Source organism: Mitsuokella sp. oral taxon 131 str. W9106 (genome assembly GCF_000469545.1).
GTDB lineage: Bacteria > Bacillota > Negativicutes > Selenomonadales > Selenomonadaceae > AWVT01.
In genome coordinates this window covers 149,284-163,004 of sequence record NZ_KI273061.1, presented here as the reverse complement: position 1 = coordinate 163,004, position 13,721 = coordinate 149,284, and the positions used below count along the sequence as shown (strand labels likewise).

The window sequence follows — 13,721 nt, the reverse complement described above, 5'->3', positions numbered from 1 at the left end:
AAAATTCACCTCGTCAAAAGCACTGCGTCATAATTATGATCATTATAGCATATCCTCGCCCGAATAAAAGGAGGTGCGAAGATTATTTTGCGGTTAGTATTACGGCGCTGCCGACGGGTCGCTCGCTGCCATCCGACGGCTCGTTCTGGATCTCGCCGCCGACGACGAGTTCCGACGAGCCGCCGCCGTCGAGGTTGATCGCATTGTAGGCGCCGAACTTCTTCAGGAGCTCGGCCCATGCCGTAAGCGTCAGCCCGACGCTGTGCGACTGGCGTCCATCGACGACGGCGAGGATGTAATTGCCGTCCGCCGTGACGCCGATGGCGCTGCGCGGTGCGCGGCCGTCGCGGATATCGCTCGGAAACGACTCCTCATCTGCCGTGACGTGGACGCGGCCGTCCTCGACGAGGCGCGGGCCAGCGCCGATGACAGTCGGCACATCGCGCCAAATGCGCTCGATGTTTTCGTCGATCTCTGCCGTCGCGCCGACTTTGACGCCGGCAAACGCATCTGCCGCCGCGCCGTGGACGGACACGACGACGCCGTTTTCAGGGATCGGGGAGTCGCTCGCGCGGATCGCCGTCACGCGCCCGTTTACGACGGTGTACTCCTGCCCGTACGCATTTGTTCCCGTCGTGCTGCCGTAGGCGCGGTTGTAGATGACAAGGCTGTCCGTGCCGCGCTCGCAGTCGACGCCGCCGATCGGCCATGCCGCGCCGCCGAGCTTTACCGTGCCGTCGTAGGATATCTTGCCGAAGACGGTGCTTCCATCGGGATAAATGCCCATCGCACTGCGGCGATAGTACGTCGTTCCGACGATGCGCCCGTCGATCTTCGCGACGCCGATGATGTCGCCGCTCGGTGCAAAGTACGTCGCATTGATCGCCGCTACGGCGTTCTTCCGGTCGGAAAGGCTGCTCACCGTCTCGCGTCCCGGAACCTTTCCCTTGCCGAGCTCCAACGAGAGCGCGTAGCGGTTCCGATCCGCCTCGATGAGCCAGACGGAGACCTGTCCGCGCTCGTCCCAGTAGACGTAGGTGTGGCGCGTGAGTCCCGGCGCGAGATCTTCGACAAAGTCGCCGTCAAAGGTCGTGCCTTCCGTTCGAGGCACCGGCTTCAGGACCGGCTTTTGCGGAGCGGGCTTTTCCGCTCCGTCCAGGATGTCGACGAAGAGCCGGTCGGGATGCTGAAGCGTCCTTGCCTCGAAGTGCATGCCCTCGCGCAGCTTCAATGTGACGATCAGATGCCCCTGCTGCTCGTCGTACGAAGCCGACTCGATGCGCCTCGTATGGATCGGCGTCCGCTTCATCGTCTTCGCCGCCGTGTCCGCGATATCGATCGTCAGCGTCCGCCCGTCCTTGGCGAGCAGCGTTCGGTAGCGCGGCGATGCGGCGAGATCAAAGACGACGCGGTCGTGCTGCGCGCCGCTCGAAAAGCGAACCGCCTTGACGTTCGCCGCTGCCAGAACGGCGGATTGCAAGGCAAACAGAAGGATGACCGCGAAACAGAAAGCACGGCGAAGGTTCTTGCTCATGAGATGCTCCTTGTCGAATCAAAACGCAGGAAAACGCCCTCCCCGAATGAGGAAGGCGTATAAGGATTCCATTAGAGAATTCATCGGATTGATATCTTCGGCAGCGCGTGTGCCTCGCGCGCCGCTTCGTAGGCGCTCTTTGCCGCTTTCCCGACGACCTGCGGGGAAAGCTGGCGGTACATCATGTCGGCGAGGCCGATGCCGCCCGACTCCGCGACGCTCTTCATGAGTTCCTCGTCGCGCATGTCCTGAAAGATTTTCTGCCCGTTCGTCTCGCCGAAGAGCTTGTCCTCCGGAACGGTCTGGCGCATCGCCTTGTACATGATCCCGAGGAACATGCCCTCGAAGCCCCTGCAGGCCTTCTTGAGGTCTGCATCGCGCTTTGCCGCCGCATCCGCAGGCGCTGCGTCCTTCTTTTCTGCCGCGCCCGCCTTCGTCTTGAGGTCGTCGAGCATGGAGGAAAAGCGCGCGGAGTCCGCCGACGTAACCGCGGCATCCGCCGTCATATTGCCCCGCACGCTGCCTTGAAGGCCCGTGCTGGCAAACGGATTGATCTGCATGATATGCCCTCCTGATCAGATGAGCTGTAGGTCGGCGTGAATCGCGCCGGCTGCCTTCATCGCCTGCAAAATCGAAATCGTATCGCGCGGCGTCGCACCGACGGCGTTGAGGGCGCCGACGATGTCGTTGACATTCGCCGTGGCAGGCAGGACGATCGTGCTCGCCTTGTCTTCCTTCGCCTTCGTGTCCGTGTTCCTCGTCACGATCGTGCTGCCGTAGCTGAATGGCGCCGGCTGGTTGACGTCGGTGTCGTGCTCGACCTTGATCGTGAGCCCGCCCTGTGTGATCGCGCACGCGTCGACCGAGACGTCGCCGCCCATGACGATCGTGCCCGTGCGCTCGTTCAGGACGACCTTCGCGACGTTGTCCGGCATGATCGGCAGCGATTCGAGCGAAGCGATGAAGGAGACGACGTTGCCACGGTACGCGCCGGGAACGCTGATGTCGATGCGGCCGGGGTTCGCCGCCGTCGCGATGCCGCCGAAGCGCGCGTTGATCGACTGCGCCATGCGCGCTGCCGTCGTGAAGTCCGGCTGGGCGAGCGAGAGCGAGATATGCCCATCCGCGCCGAGATTATCCTCGACCGACCGCTCGACAATCGCGCCGTTTGGCGTCGTGCCGACCGTCGGGAAATTCTTCTGTACCTTCGAGCCGCCGTTTCCTGCCATGAAGCCGCCCGTCGAGACCGGTCCCTGTGCGACGGCGTAGACGTCGCCGTTCGCCGCGCGGAGCGGCGTCTGCAAGAGCGTGCCGCCCTGGATGCTCTTCGCGTCCGCGATCGAGGAAACCGTGACGTCGATCGTGTCGCCCTCGCGCACGAACGGCGGCAGCGTCGCCGTGACCATGACGGCAGCGGCGTTGTCCGGCTTCAGGCTCGACGGGTCGATCGCGACGCCGTACGCCTTGAGCATGTTGCCGATCGACTGGATCGTCTCAAGCGCCTTGTTCGAGTCGCCCGTCTTGTTGAGCCCGACGACGAGCCCGTAGCCCATGAGCTGGTTGCTGCGGACGCCCTGTACTTTTGCGATATCCTTGATGCGCGTGACGGCGGACTCCGCCGAGACGACGCCCGGCACGAGGCTGAGCGCGAAGAGCGCCGAAAGTGCCAGCGATATGATTCGTTTCATAAATGATCCCTCTTAGAACAGGAAATTGAATACCTGCGTCAAGATGCCCTGCCGCTGTTTTGCATTGAGCGGGCCCTTTCCGTCGAAGCGCACCGTCGCGTCGGCGATCTTGGTCGACGGGATCGTATTCGCCGCCGTCACGTCGTCCATGCGGCAGACCCCGCGAAACGTGATCCTGTGCTCGTCGCGGTTCTGCCAAATCGACTGCGTGCCCTCGAGCGTCATGTTGCCGTTCGGCTGCACGTCGACGACCGTGACGGTCACGTTGCCCTTGAACGAGCTCGTGTCCTTCGCGGCGCCCGACGCCGAGAACGAGTCCGAAGCACCTGCCGACGCCGCCCGCAAGAAGTCGAAAATGCCGATGCCCGCATTGAGCGTCGTACTGCCCTTCTTGCTGTTCGAGTTCGACTTCGCTGCCGTCGTCGACGTCGTCTCGCTGATGACGATCGTCAGGATGTCGCCGACCTGGCAGGCCTTGCGGTCGGCGAAGACGCTCCGCACACCGCCGTTGTCCGACCAAAGCGACTGCGCCGACGCGCCCGCCGCGAGCGGAAGCGAGAGCAGCATGGCTGCCGCAAGCAGCGCCGCACTCTTTCGATAGCGATTTCTAGTCTTCATCGTTTCACTCCTACTCCTATACGCATATACGCGCAAATGCGCACCTGCACATTTCCGAAAGGGCACGCCTAGTTTCCGACCTCGACCGTCGAGGCATCGATGACCTTGCCCCAAAGGACACGCCCTGAACTCTCGCTGCGCACGCGTATCTTTTCGCCGATGCGCCCGCGCTGCATCGCCGTTCCCATCGCGCGCGCCGTAATGCCGTGATAGCGCGTGACGATCGAGACAGGCGTGCCCGCTTCGACCGCGATGGGCTGCTGCAAAAAGGTCTCCTCAAGCGGCGTGTCCGCCGGGATGAGCCGCGCGGGGACGCGCCCCGCGATCGCTGCGGCATCCTTCACGTAGGCGGCTTCGCGGCTGTGGATCGGAAACTCCTGCGTGCGCACATCGCCGGCGCCGATCGCTTGATTCGGGCGAAGCTCATGCGCGGCGACGAGCGCCGTCTCGTAGACCCGGAGCACGTAGTAGACGACGGCGTAGCGGTACGGCCGCCCGTCGACGAACACCTGGACCTGCACGGGGAACGTGCTGCCGTAGCGGACGCGGCTCTTCGCCTGAAACGTGATCGCGCCGTCCGGCAGGCGCATGTCCTGCGGCGCGCGCACGAGCACGAGATCGTGCCGCCGCTGCTCGCCGAAGTCCACGAGAGAGCGGTGCACTTCCTGCTGCGCGAGCTCCAAAAAACGTTCCTGCGTGACGAGCTGCGGGTAGCGGTCGGCCTGCAGGTTGCCGCCGTACGCGCAGGCGGATGGTGCCTGCAGGAGAAAGAAGAAGCCACTCCACACGAAGCATAGAATGGCTGGAAAAATTCGTTTCATTTAACGCTTGAGCCCGTTTGCGATCTCGAGCATGGAATCCGACGTCGTGACAGCCTTCGAGTTCGACTCGTAAGCGCGCTGCGCGACGATCATGTTGACCATTTCCTCGACGATCTGCACGTTGCTCATCTCGAGCGTCCCCTGCGTGAGCGTGCCGGAGCCGTCCTCGCCGGGGTTCGTATCGATCGCCTCGCCCGAAGCGTCGGAGACGACGAAAAGGTTCTTGCCGATTGCCGTGAGGCCGGCTGGGTTGACAAAGCGCGAGAGCGTGATCTGCCCGACTTCCTGCTGCTGCTGGCTGCCGGCAGGGCGGCAGGAAACGCGTCCGTCGCCTGCGATGACGATCGAGTCGCTCGGCGCATTCGCGTCGATCGTAATGCCGTCCGCGAGCGGGTAGCCGTCCGTCGTGACCATGCGGCGATCCGAGTCGAGCTTGAACGTGCCGTCACGCGTGTATGCCGTCGTGCCGTCCGGCATCGTGATGCGGAAGTAGCCCTCGCCCTGGATGCCGATGTCGGTCGGGTTGTCCGTCGTCTGCAGTGCGCCCTGCGTGAAGATGCGGTTCGTCGCCGCGACACGCGTGCCGAGGCCGACCTGCAGCCCCGACGGGTACTGCGAGTCCGCACCGCTGCGCGCGCCTGCCTCGCGCAGCGTCTGGTAGACGAGATCCTGGAACTCTGCGCGTACCTTCTTGCCGCCGTACGTATTGACGTTGGCGATATTGTGCGCGACGACGTCCATATTCGTCTGCTCTGCCTTCATGCCGGAAGCAGCAGACCAAAGTGCTCGCATCATAGTAAAATGCCCCCAATTCCCTGTACAACTTGCGTTCGCCGCTCGGCGATAATACGCTCTTTCCCACTATATCGAATGGGAACGCATTTTTCTTAAGGAAAAGCGAATCATTTTCTTGCTTCAAGCTAAAAATCAGATGCGGCCGACTTCATTGACCGACTTGTCGAGCATCGAGTCCTGCGTCGTGACTGCCTTTGAGCCCGCCTCGTAGACGCGGTAGTTGTTGATGAGCGCGACCATCTCCGAGACGACGTTCGTATTCGCGCGCTCCAGGATGCCCTGCTCGATGTCGCCCGTCGCGGGACGCGGCGTCGCGCCCTGCTGTGGGTAGAAGAGATTGCCCCCCTGCTTTAAGAGTGCGCGGCGGTCGCCGTCGAACTCGACGAAGGCAAGCTGTCCCACGACGCGATTGTCCGCGCGCACTTCGCCCTTGCCGCCGAACGTGATGTAGCGGGCGTTGCCTGGAATCGTGATCGTCCCTCCGTTCGCACCCAAGACAGGATTGCCCTGAACCGTCTGCAGGATGCCCTGGGCGCTGCGGTAGAAATTGCCGTCGCGCGTGTAGCGGACGCCCTGCGGCGTTTGGATCGCGAAGTAGCCGTTGCCGCTGATCGCGAGGTCGAGCGGATTGCCCGTCGTCTCGAAAGGTCCCTGCGCCTGATCGACCGCGATCTCCGAGATGTACGAGCCGAGTCCGAGCGTGCCGACAGCGGGCGCCTGGCTGCCGAGATGGAACCCCTTGAACGACGTCACGTCCGAAGCGTCCGCCTTCGCATCGTTGATGCGTCGGATGAGCATCGGCTCAAACTCGCTGTTGATCGCGACGTCACGCTTGTAGCCCGATGTATTCGCATTCGCGAGATTGTTCGCGATCGCGTCCGTCCGCTTTGTTTCCGTGATCATGCCGGCTCCCGCCGTGTAAAGCCCACGCCACATAATAGAGCACCTACTTTCCGATCTTCATGTTCATGGCCCTGCCATCGAACTTCGTAAACGTATCGAGCGCCTTGCCGCAGCCGAGCGCGACGCACGAGAGCGCGTCCTCGGCGAGCGCCGTCGGAATATCCGTCTCGCGGCGGATGAGCTCGTCGAGCCCGTAGAGCATCGCGCCGCCGCCCGTCATGACTATGCCGCGGTTCATGATGTCCGCCGCGAGCTCCGGCGGCGTATCCTCGAGCACCTTCTTGACGCAGTCGACGATGCGCGTCACCGACATGCGCAGCGCCTCCGCCACCTGCGCCGTCGTGATCTCGACCGTCTTCGGGAGCCCCGAGACGAGGTCGCGCCCGCGGATGTCCATGCTTTCCTTGCGCGCCGTGCCGAATGCCGCCCCCACGTTCAGCTTGATATCCTCTGCCGTGCGCTCGCCGATCATGAGATTGAACTCGCGCTTGACGTAATCGATGATGTCCTCGTCAAACTTGTCGCCCGCGATGCGCAGCGACTCGCTCATCACGATGCCGCCGAGGCTGATGACGGCAATATCCGTCGTGCCGCCGCCGATATCGATGACCATCGAGCCGCACGGCTCGACGATGTCAAGCCCCGCGCCGAGCGCCGCTGCGAGCGGCTCTTCGATGAGCTGCGTATGGCGCGCGCCAGCCTGGTCCGCCGCCTCCTGCACGGCGCGCTGCTCGACCATCGTCACGCCGGACGGGATGCAGATCATGATGCGCGGGCGGAAGACGAACCGCTTGCCGACGACCTTCTCGATGAAGTAGCGGAGCATGCCCTCCGTGATGTCGTAATCGGCAATGACGCCTTCGCGAAGCGGGCGTATCGCGACGATGTTGCCCGGCGTCCTGCCGATCATCTGCCGTGCCTCCTCCCCGATAGCGAGCACGGAGTTCGTATCGCGGTCAATCGCAACGACTGAAGGCTCGCGCAGGACGATTCCCCTGCCCTTGACGTAGACGAGCACATTCGCCGTGCCAAGGTCAATCCCGATATCCAAAGACATGCCAAACATTTGCCGATTCTCCTCCTAAAGCCTGCTGCTTCCGCCAATGAATCCATTTTATCTTATAATAAAATGCACCAATTTACAAGAGGAAATGCATGAGATCGTAACACGTGGTGTAGGTTTACAATACATGTGTTGCAAAATCGGCAGGAAAAGAGGATGCAGGACCCAAGCCCACAGTCAGAAGATCGGCGGATCGCGCCGACGGCAAAAAGATGCATTGACTTTCCATGCCAAATCATGTAGACTGTTCCGTATAAACCATATCTTTTCTATATGTATTATCAATAGAGGAGAGCACCATGCACGACGAACACACGCATCCACATCAACACCCCGACTGGCAGGCCCATGAGCACGATGCCGCGCACCCGCATGAGCACGGCGGCGTCAACGACTACATGAAGGCCGTCGCCGAATACCGCAAGACCTTCGCCACAAAACAGGACGTCTTGGACGGCACGCCCGACCCAGCCGTGCGCGAGATGATCCTGCGCATGGAGCAGATCGGCTGCGACACGGCATTCGACCGATTCGATAAGCAGAAGCCGCAGTGCTCCTTCGGTCTCGCCGGCGTCTGCTGCCGCTTCTGCAACATGGGGCCCTGCAAGATCACGCCCAAGAGCCCGCGCGGCGTCTGCGGCGCGGACGCCGACCTCATCGTCGCGCGCAACCTCCTGCGGAGCGCTGCGAGCGGCGCGGCACAGCACGGCGCGCACGCGCGCGAAGTCATCCTCTCACTGAAATTCGTCGCCGAAGGACGCCTAAACCTGCCGATCCTAGGTGCAGGCCGCATCCGCGAAGCCTGCCATGCGTTCGGCATCGAGACGCGCGGCCAGTCCGTCAAGCGCCTCGCGGGCAAGCTCGCCGACGTCCTGCTCGCGGATCTCTCGCGCCCGCTCCCGGACGACTATCAGACCATCAAGGCACTCGCGCCCGCCGAACGGCAGGCCGTCTGGAAGAAGCTCGACATCCTTCCCATCAGTGCCTACCATGAAGTCTTTGAGGCATTTCACCGCACGGGCTGCGGCACGGACGGCGACTGGAAAAACATCCTGCAGCAGTTCCTCCGCTGCGGTCTCGCCTTCACGTTCACGGGCGTCGTCGCGGCGAACATCGCGACGGATGCGCTCTTTGGCGTCGGCCACCGCGCGACCTCGAAGGTCAACGTCGGCGCGCTCCGGAAAGGCTACGTCAACATCGCCGTGCACGGGCACCTGCCGACGCTCGTCAGCGAGATCGTCCGCATCGGCCGCACCGAGGAAATGATCGATCTCGCGAAGGCGCACGGCGCAAAGGGCATCCAGTTCTACGGCATATGCTGCTCCTGCCTCTCGGCGATGTACCGTTACGAAGGGGTCATCCCCCTCTCCAACGCCATCGGCGCGGAGCTCGTCCTCGGCACGGGCGCGCTCGACCTTTGGGTCGCCGACGTGCAGGACGTATTCCCCGCCATTATGGACGTCGCGCGCTGCTTCAAGACGACCGTCGTGACGACGAGTGACTCGGCGCGCCTGCCGGGCGCGGAGCACTACGCCTACGACCACCGCCACACGAACGTCGAGGAAACGGAATCGATCGCGAAGAAGATCGTCACGCGCGCCATCGAAAGCTTTGCCGCACGCCGCGACATCCCCGTATTCATCCCCGCCTACGAAGTCACGGCAGAGGTCGGCTTCTCCGCCGAGTACGTCAAGGAGCGCTTCGGCAGCTTTGCGCCGCTCGCTGCGGCCCTAAAGCGCGGCCAAGTGCAGGGCATCGTCAACATGGTCGGCTGCACGAACCCGCGCGTCGTCTACGAGCGCGCCATCGTGGATGTCGCCGACGAGCTCCTGAGGAACAACATCCTGATCTTCACGAACGGCTGCGCCTCGTTCCCACTCCTAAAGCTCGGCTACTGCAGCCTCGAAGGCCGCAAAAGGGCAGGCGCATCCCTGCTGGCGTTCCTCGGCGAAGACCTGCCGCCCGTCTGGCACATGGGCGAGTGCATCGACAACACGCGCGCCTCGACGATCTTCGGCGGCGTCGCGCAGGCGGCGGGCGTCCCCATCAAGGATATGCCCTACGCATTCGCAAGCCCGGAGTGGGCAAACGAAAAGGGGCTCGACGCCTCGCTCGGCTTCCGCCTGTTTGGCATCGACTCCTACCACTGCGTCGAGCCGCCCGTGCAGGGCTCGACGAACGTCACGAATTTCCTAAAGCGCGACACGAAGGAGACGCTCGGCGCGACGATGCACGTCAACGTCGACCCCAAGGCGCTCGCAAACGAGATGGTGGCGGACATCCTGGCAGCGCGCAAGCGGCTCGGCTGGGCATAACCCATATCCGCGGCGGAAAAGGCAGCCAATGGCTGCCTTTTTTCGGGCGCAAAGCTTGGCATGGATAGCCGGCCGGGCCGGATTCCCACACGCAGAAGGATCATGCCCGGATCGTCCCCGCTGCGCCCTCAGACATCGGGGAGCTGCCAGTCGATCGGCTCTTCGCCGCTTGCACGCAGGAAATCGTTGACGCGCGAAAAGGGACGGCTGCCGAAGAAGCCGCGGCTCGCGGAAAGCGGGCTCGGATGCGGCGACTCGACGATATAGTGGCGCGGATTCGTGATCATGGCTTTCTTGCGCCGCGCAGGCGTGCCCCAAAGGATGAATGCGAGCGGCTTCTCGCGCTTGTTCAATAGCTCGATGATGCGATCCGTAAAGATTTCCCAGCCATGGTCGTGATGCGAGTTCGCTGCGTGCTCGCGCACGGTGAGCACCGTGTTGAGGAGCAGGACGCCCTGCTTCGCCCACGGCACGAGGCAGCCGCTCTTCGGCACGCGGCAGCCGAGATCGTCCTTGAGTTCCTTGAAAATATTGAGGAGTGACGGCGGCGGCTCGATACCGGGCTGCACGGAAAACGAAAGGCCGTGCGCCTGCCCCGGGCCGTGATAGGGATCCTGCCCCAGGATGACGACCTTCGTGTCCGCATAGCTCGTGCAGTGAAGCGCGTTGAAGATCGCGTACATGTCCGGGCAAACGCGGTGCGTGCGGTACTCCTCGATGAGAAAGGCGCGCAGCTTTCGGTAATAGGGCTTTTTGAGCTCGGGATCCAAGAGTTTCGCCCAGTCGTTATGAAAGATTTCCATGTTCGCTCTCCTCTTCCAGCCAATTCTTCGCCGTCTCCCGCACATAGCGCGCGAACGCACAGCGCTTTCCCATCACGCGCGACACGAGCGAAAAGCCTGCCATCTCCGGCAGGAACACATCGGCGCCGTGCGTGCCCGGCACCTCGGTCAAATACGCCTCTGCCGCATAGGGAAGAAGCGCGGCATAGACCGCTGCGCCGCCGATGCACCAAATGGTGCGCGGCGGCTCCTCACCATGCCATGCGCCGAGCCGCCGCCAAAGGTCATGGAGTCCCGCACAGACGAGGAACCCCTCCGTCCCGCCCGCGCATTTTGCAAGCGTGCGGGAGAGGACGACATTCAAGCGCCCTGCGAGCGGCTTTCCCTGCGGCAGGGTCTCCATCGTCCTGCGCCCCATGACGACGACGCCGCCCATCGTGAGATGGCGAAAATGCGCCATGTCCTCAGGCAGGCGGACGAGCAGGCCTCCCGCGCGCCCAATGCCGCGCGCTTCGTCCATGCAGGCGATGAGGCGAAGCGGCCAAGGCGCCGATAGCTCCTGCGCCCGCACTGCCGCCTGCCCCGCGGTGCGCGCGAGCGCCACGCGTACGGGGACGCCGCCGACGATGAGCGCGGGTGCGATCTCTGCGAGCGGCACGAGCACGAACGCGCGCTCCATCATGTAGGGGTGCGGCAGGCGAAGCCGCTCCGTATCGAGCGCGACGCCCTCCATACAGAGCATATCGATGTCGATCGTACGCGCCCCCCAGTGCTCGCGGCGCACGCGTCCGAGCTCGCGCTCGATCCGCTGGCACGCCGCGAGAAGCGCACACGGCTCCAGCACCGTCTCGATCTGCGCCGCCGCGTTCAGGAATGCGGGCTGATCGAGACGCCCCCACGGTGCCGTCTCGTAGAAGGACGAGACGCGGCGAAGTGCGATGCCGCGCACGGCGGCGATACGGCGGAGCGCCTCGCGCAGCGTTTCGCCTCGCGCGCCGAGATTCGCACCGAGACTTAAATAGCAGCTCCGTGCCTTCATGCGCGCACCCGCTCGATACGGACGGAGACGTCGCGGAAGCGCCCCGCGATCGGCGCGGCAGGCTTGTGCACCGTCACCGCGACGCGTGCGAGCGGCGCGTATGCCGCGAGGAGTGCCCGCGCAATGCGTTCTGCAACCGCCTCGATGAGATCGCACGGCTCGCCTTCGACGACCGCGCGGATGCGCTCGTACGCCTCGGCGTAGTTGACCGTCGCGCCGAGCGCATCCCTCTCCCCTGCGTCCTTTAAGTCCAGCGAAAAGAGGACGTCGACGTAAAACATCTGCCCGCGTTCGCGCTCCTCTTTCAGGCAGCCGTGATAGGCGTAAAACGCCAGGCCGTCCAGCCGTATTTCGTCCAAATTGTCCTCCGTTCATCTGCCTGGCTGCAAAAGCAAAAATGCCGCTCAGTCCGCCGCGAGGATCGCATCCGTCATGCGGCACATGCGCACGATGGGACGCACGTCGTGCACGCGCACGATGTCCGCGCCCTTCAATATGCCGACGACGCACGAGGCGCCCGTCGCCTCCATGCGTTCCCCGACGGGAAGGCCAAGCGCCGCGCCGATGAAGCTCTTGCGGCTCGTGCCGAGCAGCAGCGGGTACCGCACGCCTGCCACTTCGAGCAGCTCCTCCTGCCGCCGGAGCACCGTAAGGTTCGCCTCCGCCGTCTTGCCGAACCCGATGCCGGGATCGAGGATCAGATTCTCCCGCGCGATGCCCGCCGCGTCCGCGATCGCGATGGTGCGGCGGAAAAACGCCTGCATGCTCGCGATAATGTCGCCTGCGTATTCCTTCCCGTTTTGATTGTGCATGACGACGACCGGAAGGTTTGCCTCCGCCGCGACCTTCGCCATCGAGCCCGGCTCCTCCTCGTACTGCAGCCCCCATATATCGTTCAGGATATGACAGCCCGCTTCCACCGCCGCGCGCGCCGTCTTCGCCTTGAACGTATCGACGGAGACGGGCACGGGCGACGCCGCGATGACGCGTGTGAGGAACGGCATGAGCCGCTCGATCTCCTCCTCTGCCGGCATCACCTTAAAACCCGGACGGCTCGACTCCGCACCGATGTCGATGATGTCCGCGCCGTCCGCTGCCATCTCCTCGGCGTGGCGAAGCGCCGCATCCAAACGATTCCACTTGCCGCCGTCGGAAAACGAGTCGGGCGTCACGTTGAGGATGCCCATGACGAGCGTCCGCTCGCCGACCGTAAGCTCCTTCCCATCGCGAAAACGATAGTGCCGAATGATCTTCATGCCTTCTTTGCGCCTCCTAACATCTGCCATGCCTGCGCGGCAAAGCTGTCGAGCGGTTCGTCGCCGCGCATTTCGGACGTGACCGTGCGCGTGCCGCGCGCGTGCGTGCTGCGCAGCATCATGCAGAGCTGCTCCGCTTCGCATACGACGAGGACGCCGTGCGCGCCGAGTCCCGTATGCACCGCTTCCGCGATCTCAGCCGTCAATCGCTCCTGAAGCTGCGGACGATGGCTGAGGCAGGTAACGACCTCGGCGAACTTGCTGAATCCCGCAACGCGCCCGCGCCCCGGCAGGTAGGCGATCGAAACCGCGCCGAAGAACGGAACGAGATGGTGCTCGCACATCGAGCAAAACGGGATGTGCCGCACGGCGACAAGTCCGCGCGCGCACGTCTCGAACACCTCGCCCCAAAGCGTATTCGGATCCGTTCCCAGCCCGTCAAAAAGCGTCGCGTACAGTTTCGCGACGCGCATGGGCGTCGCCTCCATGCCGCGCACTGCCGTGTCGACGCCGAGCGCCGTGAGGAAGTCCTGCGCGGCACGCGCCGCCTTCTGCTCGCGCGCCGATCTTTTCTTGTCCACGCTTCCGCCTCCTATCCAACTCCTTCCATTATAGGAAATACGGCGGCAAAATACAAGCAAGCAAAAGGCCACGCCATTCCCTCCGCAGGAATCGCGCGGCCGCTTCGCCGTCCGCTGTCGCTTACCGCATCGCAATCGCCCCGACGGGGCAATCCGCCATCGCATCCCTTGCGTCGTCGATGCTCTCTGCGGGGATCTCTTGGAACCCTTCGGCAAGCCCATCCGCATTCATCCGGAACGCCTCCGGCGCGGACGCGGCGCACGCGCCGCACCCGACGCAAACATCCGGATCGACATATCCTTTCATCGCAAGTCATCCTATCCAT

15 protein-coding genes are annotated in these 13,721 nt (G+C 63.6%); 1 reads left to right on the top strand and 14 read right to left on the bottom strand.

Annotation, left to right across the window (positions count from 1 at the left end; all coding sequences use genetic code 11):
* Nucleotides 1-82: 82 nt before the first annotated feature.
* The 8 genes from HMPREF1985_RS07750 to HMPREF1985_RS07715 form a co-directional block, all read right to left on the bottom strand.
* Complete coding sequence (locus HMPREF1985_RS07750; RefSeq protein ID WP_021772023.1) at nucleotides 83-1,534, bottom strand: phosphodiester glycosidase family protein; 1,452 nt, start codon at nucleotides 1,532-1,534, stop codon at nucleotides 83-85.
* 80 nt (nucleotides 1,535-1,614) lie between these two features.
* On the bottom strand, nucleotides 1,615-2,094 hold the full coding sequence (locus HMPREF1985_RS07745; RefSeq protein ID WP_021772022.1) for a rod-binding protein: 480 nt from the start codon (nucleotides 2,092-2,094) through the stop codon (nucleotides 1,615-1,617).
* A 15-nt stretch (nucleotides 2,095-2,109) separates the two neighbouring features.
* Nucleotides 2,110-3,222, bottom strand: coding sequence for a flagellar basal body P-ring protein FlgI (locus HMPREF1985_RS07740; protein WP_021772021.1), 1,113 nt, complete (start codon nucleotides 3,220-3,222; stop codon nucleotides 2,110-2,112).
* A 12-nt stretch (nucleotides 3,223-3,234) separates the two neighbouring features.
* On the bottom strand, nucleotides 3,235-3,840 hold the full coding sequence (locus HMPREF1985_RS07735; protein ID WP_021772020.1) for a flagellar basal body L-ring protein FlgH: 606 nt from the start codon (nucleotides 3,838-3,840) through the stop codon (nucleotides 3,235-3,237).
* Between the two features lie 68 nt (nucleotides 3,841-3,908).
* A complete protein-coding gene (gene flgA / locus HMPREF1985_RS07730; RefSeq protein WP_021772019.1) occupies nucleotides 3,909-4,661 on the bottom strand; it encodes a flagellar basal body P-ring formation chaperone FlgA in 753 nt (250 codons plus the stop codon).
* Nucleotides 4,662-5,456, bottom strand: coding sequence for a flagellar basal-body rod protein FlgG (flgG, locus tag HMPREF1985_RS07725; RefSeq protein ID WP_040637431.1), 795 nt, complete (start codon nucleotides 5,454-5,456; stop codon nucleotides 4,662-4,664).
* 132 nt (nucleotides 5,457-5,588) lie between these two features.
* Nucleotides 5,589-6,392: a flagellar hook-basal body protein gene (locus HMPREF1985_RS07720; protein WP_021772017.1), complete on the bottom strand. Its 804-nt coding sequence runs from the start codon at nucleotides 6,390-6,392 to the stop codon at nucleotides 5,589-5,591.
* A gap of 10 nt (nucleotides 6,393-6,402) precedes the next feature.
* Nucleotides 6,403-7,425: a rod shape-determining protein gene (locus tag HMPREF1985_RS07715; RefSeq protein ID WP_021772016.1), complete on the bottom strand. Its 1,023-nt coding sequence runs from the start codon at nucleotides 7,423-7,425 to the stop codon at nucleotides 6,403-6,405.
* A gap of 296 nt (nucleotides 7,426-7,721) precedes the next feature.
* Here HMPREF1985_RS07715 and cooS point away from each other — a divergent pair, with 296 nt between their 5' ends.
* Nucleotides 7,722-9,737 (top strand): anaerobic carbon-monoxide dehydrogenase catalytic subunit, encoded by a 2,016-nt coding sequence (gene cooS, locus HMPREF1985_RS07710; protein WP_021772015.1) that lies wholly within the window; start codon nucleotides 7,722-7,724, stop codon nucleotides 9,735-9,737.
* Nucleotides 9,738-9,865: 128 nt separating this feature from the next.
* Here the strand turns inward: cooS and HMPREF1985_RS07705 are convergent, their stop codons facing one another.
* The 6 genes from HMPREF1985_RS07705 to HMPREF1985_RS07680 all read right to left on the bottom strand — a co-directional run bounded on the left by HMPREF1985_RS07705 (nucleotide 9,866) and on the right by HMPREF1985_RS07680 (nucleotide 13,702).
* Entirely contained in the window at nucleotides 9,866-10,540 is a 675-nt protein-coding gene (locus HMPREF1985_RS07705) for a uracil-DNA glycosylase (RefSeq protein ID WP_021772014.1), read from the bottom strand.
* On the bottom strand, nucleotides 10,524-11,558 hold the full coding sequence (gene folK / locus HMPREF1985_RS07700) for a 2-amino-4-hydroxy-6-hydroxymethyldihydropteridine diphosphokinase (protein ID WP_021772013.1): 1,035 nt from the start codon (nucleotides 11,556-11,558) through the stop codon (nucleotides 10,524-10,526). Before folK ends, HMPREF1985_RS07705 begins: the two co-directional genes overlap by 17 nt.
* Nucleotides 11,555-11,917: a dihydroneopterin aldolase gene (gene folB / locus HMPREF1985_RS07695; RefSeq protein WP_021772012.1), complete on the bottom strand. Its 363-nt coding sequence runs from the start codon at nucleotides 11,915-11,917 to the stop codon at nucleotides 11,555-11,557. The genes folK and folB overlap by 4 nt, the downstream gene beginning before the upstream one ends.
* Before the next feature lie 45 nt (nucleotides 11,918-11,962).
* Nucleotides 11,963-12,814: a dihydropteroate synthase gene (gene folP, locus HMPREF1985_RS07690; RefSeq protein WP_021772011.1), complete on the bottom strand. Its 852-nt coding sequence runs from the start codon at nucleotides 12,812-12,814 to the stop codon at nucleotides 11,963-11,965.
* Nucleotides 12,811-13,395, bottom strand: coding sequence for a GTP cyclohydrolase I (folE, locus tag HMPREF1985_RS07685; RefSeq protein ID WP_021772010.1), 585 nt, complete (start codon nucleotides 13,393-13,395; stop codon nucleotides 12,811-12,813). The genes folP and folE overlap by 4 nt, the downstream gene beginning before the upstream one ends.
* A gap of 121 nt (nucleotides 13,396-13,516) precedes the next feature.
* Nucleotides 13,517-13,702 (bottom strand): ferredoxin, encoded by a 186-nt coding sequence (locus HMPREF1985_RS07680; RefSeq protein WP_021772009.1) that lies wholly within the window; start codon nucleotides 13,700-13,702, stop codon nucleotides 13,517-13,519.
* Nucleotides 13,703-13,721: the final 19 nt, after the last annotated feature.

Excerpts from the sequence above, each read along its gene's own strand:
- HMPREF1985_RS07750 (WP_021772023.1), bottom strand. The coding sequence starts at position 1,534 with ATGAGCAAGAACCTTCGCCGTGCTTTCTGTTTCGCGGTCATCCTTCTG.
- HMPREF1985_RS07745 (WP_021772022.1), bottom strand. The coding sequence starts at position 2,094 with ATGCAGATCAATCCGTTTGCCAGCACGGGCCTTCAAGGCAGCGTGCGG.
- HMPREF1985_RS07740 (WP_021772021.1), bottom strand. The coding sequence starts at position 3,222 with ATGAAACGAATCATATCGCTGGCACTTTCGGCGCTCTTCGCGCTCAGC.
- HMPREF1985_RS07735 (WP_021772020.1), bottom strand. The coding sequence starts at position 3,840 with ATGAAGACTAGAAATCGCTATCGAAAGAGTGCGGCGCTGCTTGCGGCA.
- flgA (WP_021772019.1), bottom strand. The coding sequence starts at position 4,661 with ATGAAACGAATTTTTCCAGCCATTCTATGCTTCGTGTGGAGTGGCTTC.
- flgG (WP_040637431.1), bottom strand. The coding sequence starts at position 5,456 with ATGATGCGAGCACTTTGGTCTGCTGCTTCCGGCATGAAGGCAGAGCAG.
- HMPREF1985_RS07720 (WP_021772017.1), bottom strand. The coding sequence starts at position 6,392 with ATGTGGCGTGGGCTTTACACGGCGGGAGCCGGCATGATCACGGAAACA.
- HMPREF1985_RS07715 (WP_021772016.1), bottom strand. The coding sequence starts at position 7,425 with ATGTTTGGCATGTCTTTGGATATCGGGATTGACCTTGGCACGGCGAAT.
- cooS (WP_021772015.1), top strand. The coding sequence starts at position 7,722 with ATGCACGACGAACACACGCATCCACATCAACACCCCGACTGGCAGGCC.
- HMPREF1985_RS07705 (WP_021772014.1), bottom strand. The coding sequence starts at position 10,540 with ATGGAAATCTTTCATAACGACTGGGCGAAACTCTTGGATCCCGAGCTC.
- folK (WP_021772013.1), bottom strand. The coding sequence starts at position 11,558 with ATGAAGGCACGGAGCTGCTATTTAAGTCTCGGTGCGAATCTCGGCGCG.
- folP (WP_021772011.1), bottom strand. The coding sequence starts at position 12,814 with ATGAAGATCATTCGGCACTATCGTTTTCGCGATGGGAAGGAGCTTACG.
- HMPREF1985_RS07680 (WP_021772009.1), bottom strand. The coding sequence starts at position 13,702 with ATGAAAGGATATGTCGATCCGGATGTTTGCGTCGGGTGCGGCGCGTGC.